Annotated in this window: 8 protein-coding genes, 1 pseudogene and 1 riboswitch; of the genes and pseudogenes, 7 read left to right on the plus strand and 2 right to left on the minus strand. The window is 68.1% G+C overall.

Annotation, left to right across the window (positions count from 1 at the left end; translation table 11 throughout):
• Nucleotides 1–959: pseudogene (locus A9X03_RS26645) on the minus strand (nitric oxide reductase activation protein); the annotation flags it as partial.
• A 200-nt stretch (nt 960–1,159) separates the two neighbouring features.
• On the opposite strand from A9X03_RS26645, the gene A9X03_RS26650 reads away from it, so the two are divergent.
• From A9X03_RS26650 to metE, 7 genes are all read left to right on the plus strand, one after another.
• Complete coding sequence (locus tag A9X03_RS26650) at nt 1,160–2,305, plus strand: acyl-CoA dehydrogenase family protein (RefSeq protein ID WP_068263843.1); 1,146 nt, start codon at nt 1,160–1,162, stop codon at nt 2,303–2,305.
• Nucleotides 2,302–3,405 (plus strand): acyl-CoA dehydrogenase family protein, encoded by a 1,104-nt coding sequence (locus tag A9X03_RS26655; protein ID WP_068263845.1) that lies wholly within the window; start codon nt 2,302–2,304, stop codon nt 3,403–3,405. Before A9X03_RS26650 ends, A9X03_RS26655 begins: the two co-directional genes overlap by 4 nt.
• Entirely contained in the window at nt 3,405–4,052 is a 648-nt protein-coding gene (locus A9X03_RS26660; RefSeq protein ID WP_067755989.1) for a nitroreductase family protein, read from the plus strand. The genes A9X03_RS26655 and A9X03_RS26660 overlap by 1 nt, the downstream gene beginning before the upstream one ends.
• Before the next feature lie 138 nt (nt 4,053–4,190).
• Nucleotides 4,191–5,471 carry a TetR/AcrR family transcriptional regulator gene (locus A9X03_RS26665; protein ID WP_068263847.1) on the plus strand — a complete coding sequence of 427 codons (1,281 nt, stop codon included), beginning with the start codon at nt 4,191–4,193 and terminating at the stop codon, nt 5,469–5,471.
• 77 nt (nt 5,472–5,548) lie between these two features.
• Complete coding sequence (locus tag A9X03_RS26670) at nt 5,549–6,391, plus strand: SDR family oxidoreductase (RefSeq protein WP_067755992.1); 843 nt, start codon at nt 5,549–5,551, stop codon at nt 6,389–6,391.
• Between the two features lie 38 nt (nt 6,392–6,429).
• The gene (locus A9X03_RS26675; protein ID WP_067785568.1) at nt 6,430–7,071 is read left to right on the plus strand and encodes an SDR family oxidoreductase; all 642 of its coding nucleotides are present in this window, start codon (nt 6,430–6,432) and stop codon (nt 7,069–7,071) included.
• Between the two features lie 65 nt (nt 7,072–7,136).
• Nucleotides 7,137–7,384, plus strand: a riboswitch (cobalamin riboswitch).
• A gap of 140 nt (nt 7,385–7,524) precedes the next feature.
• Nucleotides 7,525–9,795, plus strand: coding sequence for a 5-methyltetrahydropteroyltriglutamate--homocysteine S-methyltransferase (metE, locus tag A9X03_RS26680; RefSeq protein ID WP_068263850.1), 2,271 nt, complete (start codon nt 7,525–7,527; stop codon nt 9,793–9,795).
• 70 nt (nt 9,796–9,865) lie between these two features.
• On the opposite strand, the gene A9X03_RS26685 is transcribed toward metE, so the two are convergent.
• Nucleotides 9,866–10,985, minus strand: a 1,120-nt coding sequence (locus A9X03_RS26685; protein ID WP_197696153.1) for a DUF3556 domain-containing protein, incomplete at its 5' end; no start/stop codon positions are given.

Raw genomic sequence — 10,985 nt, forward strand, 5'->3', positions numbered from 1 at the left:
CGGTGCAGACCCATCCCGAGCCGGGACAGCGGGCGCCGCACGCCGATGGCGGCCTCGATCGCGTGTGTCGCCGACGGTTTGATCTCGGCGTCGACTTCGCGCACGGTGCACCACGCCGGCCGGTACATCCTGCGCCCGGCGTCCCATTCCGGGTAGGTGAAGCCGCCCGTGAATGCGGGCTGGTCCGCGCCGTCGACGCTCGACGCGGGGGCCAGCGAGGTCACCGCGTGCAATCCGCGCTTGGCGGAGTCGGTCCGGTGCGTCGGGGTGTCCGCGCCGGGCGGTCCCCCGCCGCTGCCGGTCTTGCGCGCCGACGAAAGCATCTTCTTCAGCCACCTGCCGATGAAACCGCCGCCGCCCACCGGGCTGGTGAACATGTCGGGATCGTCGGAGTCGTCGGTCTCGTCGTCGGCGAGTTCTTTCAGATCGTCGGTGCCGCCGCTCCTCGGGACATGCCCGGGTTGTTCCTTGCCTCGCCGTTCGGGCGCCCGGGCCGACGCGGCCAGCACCTTCCCAGCGCGAATGATGCCGAATTCCGGTGCGGGGTTACCGATCGGCTCCCGCCCGTCGGCGATCCGCAGCGACGTGGCGGGCGAATCGCTTCGCCCCGCGGCGTCGGGGTCGGCGAGGGAGGCCAGAACGCCCGGCAACAGGTCGGCGTTGGCGGCGAGCGCGCGGTGCCCCTCCACCGCCAGATAGCGCTTGGCCACCCGAGGGCGGCGCAGCAGGTGGCGCATCACGTCCGCTTCCAGGCTGCCGGCCGCGATCATCGACGCCTGTACGGCAACGGCTTCGAGCTGCCGGCGGGCGCTCGCACCCGCGTCGACGTGGATGGTCTGGCCGTCGGTCCATGACGGTTCGCCCGGACGCAGTTCGGCCACCGCTACGGCCCGGCCGGCGAGCGCGGATGCGAGCATGCCGAGACCCGGCAGCCGGTCACCGCGAACGTCGGTGGACACGCTCAATCTCCGAACCGCCTGGACTCCGTTGACCAAATATCTGTTCCACCGTAGAGTCCGGTGCCACCGCAGTCAATCAGGGCAAGGAGCACATGGTGCGCGGGGGAGCTGATGCTGCGCGCCGTCGCCGTTGTTGACCGGCTATCCGCTCAACCGTAAAGTCCGGCTAAGGTCGCAGATTCACCAGGGAACAAGGAAAAGTGGACTTTTCATACCCGGCGGAAGTGGAGCAGTTCCGCGTCGAGCTGCGCGACTGGCTATCGAAGAACCTGACCGACGAGCTGGTGGCCGCCCGTCGGCCCGCCGGACGAGACGACGCCGCCTTCGAAGTGCTGCGCGCCTGGAACGCCACGATGGCCGACGCCGGCTGGGCGGCGGTCTCGTGGCCTCGCGAGTACGGCGGCCGCGGCGCGACGGTTCTCGAGCAACTCGTCTACACCGAGGAAACCACACGGGCGCGAGCCCCCATGCCGCTCAACGTCATTGGTCTAAACAACATCGCACCGGCCATCATGCAATACGGCACCGAGTCACAGAAGCTCACGCTGCTCCCCCGCATGATGCGGGCCGACGACATCTGGTGCCAAGGGATGTCGGAACCTGAAGCGGGGTCCGACCTCGCCGCGCTGCGCACCCGCGCGGCGCGCGACGGTGACGACTTCGTCGTCAACGGCCAGAAAATCTGGACGTCGCTGGGGCATCGCGCGGACTGGTGCCAGCTCTACGTGCGCACCGACCCCGAAGCGCCCAAGCACAAGGGCATCTCCTGCCTGATCGTCGACATGAGACTGCCGGGCATCGAAGTCCGTCCGCTGGTAACGCTCAACGGCGAAGCCGATTTCGCCGAGGTGTTCTTTCACGACGTGCGCGTGCCTGCGGACGCGTTGCTCGGTCCGCTGAACGGGGGATGGCAGGTGGCCACCACCACGCTCAGCCACGAGCGGGCCGGGGCCGCCCGGCTGTACGCCGAGATGCAGGTGCGGCTCGAAGAATTGACCGACGACATCGCCGGGCACAGCGACGCGCTCGAAGACCCCGTGACGCTGCGGCGCCTCGGCGAGATCGCGCTGCGCATCAAGTATCTGGAAGTGCTGTGCCAGCGGTCGATCTCGGCCACGCTGCATGGCGGTGACGCCTTCGGATCGGCGAGCCTCGCCAAGACCGTGTGGGGTGAGATCGGACAGGACATGGCCGCGTTGGCCTTTGACATGCTGGGCACGAGCGGCGCGGGCGCGCCGTGGGCGAACTACCGCCTGACGTCGCGCTCGCTGACCATCGCGGGCGGTACCAGCCAGATCAACAAGAACATCACCGCCCAGCGGGTACTCGGGTTGCCCCGCAAATGAACCTCGAACTCTCCGACGAGCAGGTCGCGCTGCGCGACACCACCCGACGCTATCTCGCCGAAAAGGCTTCCATCGCCGACCATGTGCGCCCGCTGCTCGACGACCCGACCGGCGTCACCGAGCCCGTGTGGCGCGGCCTGGCCGGCCTCGGGACCACCGGTCTGCTGGTGCCGGAGGCCCACGGCGGCGCCGGCATGACGATGATCGAGGCCGGCATCGTTGCCGAAGAGCTCGGCGCCGCCCTGCACCCGGGGCCATGGTTGTCGACCGCGGTCGCCGCCGCCCGGGCGCTGACGCGGCTCGGGCCAACCGACGCCGCGGCCGAGCTGCTCAGCGGGATCTCCGACGGCACCACGGTCGCCACCGTCGGCTTCCTCGATGCCGAAAGCGCACCGGTGGCCGCCAGCCGGCAGGGCGATGACGTCGTCTTGCGGGGCGACATGACCGCCGTCCCCGACGTCGCCGCCGCGGACGTGCTGCTGGCGCTCGCCGGGGAAGACGGCGGTCGAGGGCTTTTCGCGATCCGCACCGACTCGCCGGGTGTTTCGGTCGAGCCGGAGCGCGGCATCGACCAGACCCGCAAGCGCTTCCGGGTCACGCTCGACTCAGCGCCCGCGCGGCGGCTGGCCGAGGCCGCCCCCGGGGACGTCGCCGCGGTGATCGACGATGTGCTGATCGCGACGGCCGCCGACGCACTCGGCGCCGCGCGAGCCGTCATGACCGCGGCCATCGAATACGCCAAGACCAGAACGCAATTCGGGCAGCCGATCGGCTCGTTCCAGGCGGTCCAGCATCTGTGCGTCGACATGTTCGAGACCGTGGAGTTGGCCCGCAGCGGCGTGATCCACGCGCTGTGGGCCGCCGACAACGCCGACGCCGACGAACGGCACCAATCCGCAATCCGGACGAAGGCGTTCGCCGGGCGGCTTGCCACGGTGGGCGACACGGCGATCCAGGTGTTCGGCGGGATCGGCTACACCTGGGAGCACGACGCGCATCTCTACCTCAAGCGCCTGCTCAGCTGGAGCGCGTTCCTGGCCGGGCCCGATCGATACCTCACCGAACTCGGTGCGCGCCTTGCCAACAGGGGGAACCGGTGATGGACATCGAGTACTTGCTCACCGCTACCCGCTCGGCACGCAAGACGCTCGACCTGGACGCGCCGGTCGACCTCGCGGACATCCGGGAGTGCCTGCGCATCGGCTTGCAGGCGGCCAACGGCTCCAATCAGCAGTCCTGGCGCTGGCTGGTGGTCGCCGACCCGGCGTTGCGCGCCGAGATCGCCGAGCTGTACCGCGCGGCCTATCTGCTGCGGGTCGGCGGCCAGCTGATCGCCGACCTGATGCCGGCCGGAACGCCGGAGAACCGGATCATGTCGTCGACGGAGTGGCTGGTCGAGAACATGTCGAGGGTTCCGCTGCTGGTGATCCCCTGCTATCAGCCCTACCTGCCCCGCATCGAGGGCGATGAATCGTTTCACCAGGCCACGCTGTACGGCTCGATCTACCCGGCGGTCTGGAACTTTCAGCTGGCGCTGCACACCCGCGGATACGGAACCTGCATCACCACCCTGCACCTGCATCGCGAGGCGGAGGTGCGGCGGCTGTTGGGGATTCCCGAAAGCTATGTCCAGGGATGCCTGCTTCCGGTGGGCCGGCTGCGCGCCGGGCACACGTTCCGGCCCGCCCGGCGACGACCCGTCGACGAGGTGGTCGCGTGTGACGGTTGGGACGGACCCGCGCTTTAGAATGTCCCCGGCACCGCCGTTATGCAGCGCATTCGTCATTCCGGGTCTGATAGCCTTTAACAAAGATTTGGTTCGGTGAGAGGGACGAATGCGAATGGATGCCAGTCCGCAGTCGTCCGGACGTGCGCACGGCTGATCATGCCGAGAGCGGAGTCATTGGGAGCCGGCGCCGCAGCCGATTTGGGGACGCGCCGGACCGAGATCCTGACCACCGCGGCGTCGTTGATCGCGCAGTCGGGATTGCGGACCTCCTTGCAGGAGATCGCCGACGCCGCAGGGATTCTTCCGGGCAGCCTCTATCACCATTTCGAGTCCAAAGAGGCGATCCTCATCGAGTTGATCCACCGCTATCAGGAGGATCTGGACCGGATCGGGCAAGCGGCGCAAGCGAAGTTGGACAAAGCGGACCCGCGGCCGGTCCCCGAGCAGATCGTCGAGCTGGGCTCGGCCATCGCCAACTGCGCCGTGCAGCATCGCGCCGCGCTACAGATGTCCTTCTACGAGGGTCCGAGCACGGACCCGGAGTTGATGAAGCTGACGCAGCAGCGGCCCGTGGCGATCCAGGAGGCGATGCTGCAGACGCTGCGCGCGGGCAGGTGGAGCGGCTACATCAAACCCGACATCGATCTGCCCACGCTGGCCGATCGCATCTGCCAAACCATGCTGCAGGTCGGCCTCGACGTCATGCGGCATAAGTCGCCACCTGACCAGGTCGCCGCCCTGCTTTGCGAAATCATGTTGCAGGGATTGGCATCCCGGCCACCGGCCGACTCGGCGCTGGACCGGTCCACAGCCTTCGCGGCCGCCACGGACGTCATCGAAACCTGGTCGGACGACAGCGAGGCCGACCCCAGCGACAAAGCGGCTCACGTCCGTGCCGTGGCGCGAACGGAATTCGGCCGCAAGGGCTACGAGGCCACCACCATCCGAGACATCGCCTCCGCGGCCGGCCTGGGGACGGGAACCGTGTACCGGGTCATCGGCTCGAAGGACGAACTTCTCGCCTCGATCATGGAATCGTTCGGCCGCAAGGTCGAGGCCGGCTGGGTCAGCGTGCTGCGCTCGGATGCCACGCCCATCGAGAAGCTCGACGCCCTGAGCTGGGTCAACGTCAACGCGCTGGATCGGTTCTCCGACGAATTCCGCATCCAGCTGGCCTGGATGCGTCAATCACCGCCGGACACCCCCAACCCGGGCTGGCTATACGCGACCCGACTCCGGCAGATGAAAACGCTTCTGTCCGAAGGCATCCGATCGGGGGAAATCAGCGTGGACGCGGCGTCCACCGCAATGCTGGCACGCTGCGTCATCGGCCTGCAGTGGATACCGGAGAACATCCTCGCCGAGATCGGCAAGCGCGCGGCGCTGGTGCACGTCCGCGACACCGTTCTGCGCGGCGTCGCGGTTCGCACCGGGTAGGTGTTGAACCAAAAAACTGTTACCCATACAGTTGGGCAATTAGAACCGCGTTGGCAGTGAACGAGAAGGGGATTTCCATGACTATTGTCGATCGGCTGCGCTACGACGGCAAGCGGGCCCTCGTCGTAGGCGGCGCCACCGGCATGGGTGCGGCCGCGGCCAAGTCAGCGGCCGAACTCGGCGCCGAAGTGATCGTGATGGACTACGCGCCGGTGAACTACGACGTCGCCAAATCCATCCAAGTGGACCTGCGCGATCCCGCATCGATCGACTCCGCGATCGAGCAGCTGGACGGTCCGATCCACGCCCTGTTCTCGGCCGCCGGCATCGCCGACGGGACAACCGACCTGATGGCGATCAACTTCATCGGCCACCGCCATCTCATCGATCGGCTCCTCGAGAAGAACCAGCTGCCCTCGGGCTCGGCGATCTGCTTCATCTCCTCGGTCGCGGGCATGGGCTGGGAGAACGACCTGGACCTGCTCACGGAGTTCCTCGCCACGCCGGACTTCGCCTCGGCCCAGGAGTGGGTCAAGGCGCACGAAGCCGAAGGCATCATCCACTACGGCTTCTCCAAGAAGGTCGTGAACGCCTACGTCGCCACCCAGGGCTACCCGCTGCTGAAGAAGGGCATCCGGATCAACGCGATCTGCCCCGGCCCCACCGACACCCCCCTGGCCCAGGCCAACGCCGACCTCTGGCTCACCTTCGCGCAGGACTACCGCGAAGAGACCGGTTCGAAGGTGCACACCCCGGAGCAGATGGGCGACGTGATGGCGTTTCTCAACAGCGCCGCCGCCTTCGGCATCAGCGGCATCACGTTGCTGGTGGACTACGGCCACACGATGGCCTCGCTCACCAACGCTTACCCGCCGGGCAAGCCGATCATCGACATCATCATGGGGCGCGTGAAGCTCTAGAAGAGAGCGCCCGTTTCGGCGCCGGTACCGTCGGGGGCATGGCACGAGTCATCGTCATCGGCGGGCACGGCAAGGTCGCATTGCAGCTGGCCCGCATCCTGACCGAACGCGGTGACGAGGTCAGCTCCGTCTTCCGCAACCCCGAACATTCGGGCGACGTCGCGGCCACCGGCGCAAAGCCGGTGGTCGCCGACATCGAGCGCCTCGACACCGGCGCCCTGGCCGGCCTGCTCAAAGGGCACGACGCGGTCGTCTTCTCGGCCGGCGCCGGTGGGGGCGACCCGGCACGCACGTACGCCGTCGACCGCGACGCCGCCATCCGGGTGATCGACGCCGCGGCCCAGGCGCGGGTCAAGCGATTCGTCATGGTCTCCTATTTCGGCGCGGGGCCGGATCACGGTGTACCGCAGGACAACTCGTTCTTCGCCTACGCGGAAGCCAAAGCGGCCGCCGACGCCCACCTACGCGCGAGCGGCCTGGACTGGACGGTGCTTGGACCGGGGCGACTCACCCTGGATCCGCCCACCGGCCGCATCACGCTGGGGCAGGGCACGGGGGAAGTGTCGCGGGCCGACGTCGCGCTCGTGGCAGCCGCCGCGCTGGCGGACGACGAGACCGTCGGCCGAACGATCGACTTCAACAACGGCGACACCCCCATCGCCGAGGCGCTGGCGAGCTGAACCGCAAGGCGGGCGTAAACTCCGCTACGCAGCTGGTCTGCCGTCGCCGCACACCGCGACTTCGGCATCGAGCGAGGCGGGTTGGTGACGCTTCGCGAGAGGGAACCCGGTGAGAACCCGGGACTGTCCCGCAGCGGTATGCAGGAACGACCGCCGTCACCCAAGCACTGGTCGCAAGACTGGGAAGCGACGGCCAGTAGGAACTGCCCGTCTCCTCGGCGCCCCTTCCGGGCCGCATCGTCGAGCGGGCGTGGGAGCACCAGCCGGTGCGCGCCTGCGAGTCCGAAGACCTGCCAGCTGTGCCGGGCGCGCCGCGCCCGGCGGTTCATCGCCTCGTGGAATGGGCGTTTGGCTGAGCCGGTTGCGGTTTATGTACCACAGGTGCCACCGCAACCGAATTGGCTTACGTCCGTTGGCGGTGACCACCCCGTCGATTGAAGGACGAAAGATATCGTGACCGCTCAACCATTTACCGCGACTGTCGTCGGCTCCCCGCGCATCGGCCCGAAGCGCGAACTCAAACGCGCCAGCGAGGGCTACTGGGCCGGCCGCACCAGCCGAGCCGAACTCGAAGACGTCGCCGCCACATTGCGCCGCGGCATGTGGGCCGGCCTCGCCGCCGCCGGGCTGGATTCCGTCCCGGTGAACACCTTCTCCTATTACGACCAGATGCTGGACACGGCGGTGATGCTCGGCGCCCTGCCCGCGCGGGCCGCGCAAGTGTCCGACGACCTGGATCGCTACTTCGCCGCCGCCCGTGGCAACGCCGAGCTGGCGCCCCTGGAGATGACCAAGTGGTTTGACACCAACTACCACTACCTGGTCCCCGAGATCGAGCCCTCGACCACATTCTCGCTCAACCCGGACAAGGTGCTCGCCGAACTGAAAGAGGCTCTCGCGCAGGGGATTCCCGCACGGCCCGTCGTCATCGGGCCGATCACCTTCCTGCTGTTGAGCAAGGCGGTCAACGGCGGTGGCGCGCCGATCGAGCGGCTCGAGGAGCTGGTGGGCATCTACGCGGAGCTGTTGGGCTTGCTCTCCGCCAACGGCGCGCAGTGGGTGCAGTTCGACGAGCCGGCGCTGGTGACCGACATCTCCCCCGATGCTCCGGCGCTGGCCGAGGCTGCGTACAACGCGCTGGGCAAGGTGGGTAACCGCCCCGCAATCTACGTCGCCACCTACTTCGGCGATCCCGGCGCCTCCCTGGCCGGTCTGGCCCGCACCCCGGTCGAGGCGATCGGCGTCGACCTGGTCTACGGAGCCGACGCGGCGGTGGCCGGTGTGCCGGAGTTGTCGGGCAAGACCTTGGTGGCCGGCGTCGTCGACGGGCGCAACATCTGGCGCACCGACCTGGAGGCGGCGCTCGGCAAACTGGCCGCGTTGGCGGGTTCAGCTGGCGCCCTTGCCGTTTCGACCTCATGCTCCACGATGCACGTGCCCTACTCGCTGGAGCCCGAAACCGATCTGGACGACGCGCTGCGCAGCTGGCTGGCGTTCGGGCAGGAGAAGGTGGCCGAGGTGGTGACGCTCGCGCGCGCATTGCGCGACGGGCGCGAGGCCGTCGCCGGCGAGATCGCGGCGTCCAATGCCGCGGTGTCGTCCCGCACGAGCGATCCCCGGCTGCACAACGACGAGTTGCGGGCCCGCATCGACTCGATCGTCGCCACCGGCACCCACCGCGGCGACGCGGCGCAGCGCCGCGCCAGCCAGGAAGCGCGGCTGCACCTGCCGCCCCTGCCGACGACGACCATCGGCTCCTACCCGCAGACCTCCGCGATCCGCAAGGCGCGCGCCGCGCTGCGGGCCGGCGAGATCGATCAGGCGGAGTACGAGAAGCGGATGCGCAAGGAGATCGCCGACGTCATCAAGCTGCAGGAGGAGCTGGGTCTCGACGTGCTGGTGCATGGCGAGCCGGAGCGCAACGACATGGTGCAGTACTTCGCCGAGCAGCTCGAGGGCTTCTTCGCGACGTCCAACGGATGGGTCCAGTCGTACGGCAGCCGCTGCGTGCGTCCGCCGATCCTCTACGGCGACGTCATCCGTACGCACCCGATGACCGTCGAGTGGATCTCCTACGCGCAATCGCTGACCGACAAGCCGGTGAAGGGCATGCTGACCGGCCCGGTCACGATCCTCGCCTGGTCGTTCGTCCGTGACGATCAGCCGCTGGCCGACACCGCCAATCAGGTGGCGCTGGCCATCCGCGACGAGACCGTGGACCTGCAATCCGCGGGCATCGCCGTCATCCAGGTCGACGAACCCGCGCTGCGGGAGCTGCTGCCGCTGCGCCGCGCCGATCAGGAGGACTACTTGCGTTGGGCCGTAGGGTCTTTCCGCTTGGCCACCTCCGGCGTCGCCGACACCACGCAGATCCACACCCACCTGTGCTATTCGGAGTTCGGCGAGGTGATCGGGGCCATCGCCGACCTGGACGCCGACGTGACGTCCATCGAGGCGGCGCGATCACACATGGAGGTGCTCGACGACCTCAACGCGGTCGGCTTCTCCAACAGCGTCGGACCGGGCGTCTACGACATCCACTCGCCGAGGGTGCCGAGCACCGCCGAGATGGCGGAGTCGTTGCGCGCGGCGCTGAGAGCGGTTCCCGCGCAACGGCTCTGGGTGAACCCCGATTGCGGCCTGAAGACCCGCAACTCCGACGAGGTCACCGCGTCGCTGAAGAACATGGTGGCCGCGGCCCGGGAAGTCCGCGCGGGGGCTTAGCCCCGACGAGCAGACGCAAAATCGCACGTTTCCGGCTCGGAACGTGCGATTTTGCGTCTGTTCGCGCGGTCTACTCCGACAACACCTCAACAGGAACGTCGTCGGCCCACGGCTGCCGGGTCACCATGTCCGCGACCCGGACGATGCCGCGCTCGAACTCGCCGGTCGCCGCGTCCACCAACCGGTACGCCTGCACCTGCTTGTGGATGGGCTGCGCGTCGAGCAGCACCACTCGCACCTCGCCCGGCTCGAAGTGGCACCGCTCCTGCAGCGCGGCGATCAGCTGCTCGTTGTGCATGTGGCCGTCGCCGAAGTTCCAGCCGATGGCGGTGCTGCAGATGCGTTCGCCGTCGGTCAGCACGTAGTCGTCCTCGTTCTGGCCCGCCATCGCGCGATGCGCCAGGGTGAACAGCGCACGGCCGTGAGTGTTGAACCCGCGGAACGCATATCCCATGTAGAGCGGGATCTGCGCGGCCTCGGGGCTGCCGTAGAACCGCTCCAGCTGCGCCTGCGGCATGCTGGCGATCGCGACGATGCCCCTGGCGATCTTGTCGCTCGCCGATCCCTTGATGCACCACAGCGTGGTGTCCCAGTTCCCGGCGTAGTACCGCATCCCCGGCAGAAACGAGATCTTGCGGGGAAACATGTTGCCGAGCAGGACGATTCCCGCGATGACGACGAACAGTATCGCCACCACCACGGGGTGTCGCAGGTCGCGCAGGCCCAGGCGGGCGTGCGCCACGAACAACGACAGCACCCCGAAGATCATGAAGACGTTCCACTCCAGCGGCACGCCCATGGGGATCGACACCAGGATCCCGAGGTGGAAGCAGACCATGACGATCGCGGCGATCGTGATGGGCCAGCCGCTGTGGCAGAAGAACAACGGCAACGGCACCAGCATCTCGATGGCGGTGCTGAGGTGCGCCAGCCATCGCGACAGCCGGCCGGGCCGCAGGTCGTCCGGGAACCTCTCGAAGAACTGCCGCTTCAGCCAGCGGGGCCGCACCAGCGGGTTGTTGGACATCATCGTGGAGATCACGAACGGGAAGTGCTTGTTGAGCTTCGACGTGGCGGCGCCCATCCAGATCACCAGGAACACCACCTTGGACCCCACGATCATGTCCACCCCGCCGAAGAGGAACGTCACCGCCATGGTCGCGTAGACCTCACCGCGCGCGGCCAAAAAG

Origin of the sequence: Mycobacterium sp. E1715 (assembly GCF_001667625.1) — a bacterium.
In the GTDB taxonomy this organism is placed as follows: Bacteria; Actinomycetota; Actinomycetes; order Mycobacteriales; family Mycobacteriaceae; genus Mycobacterium.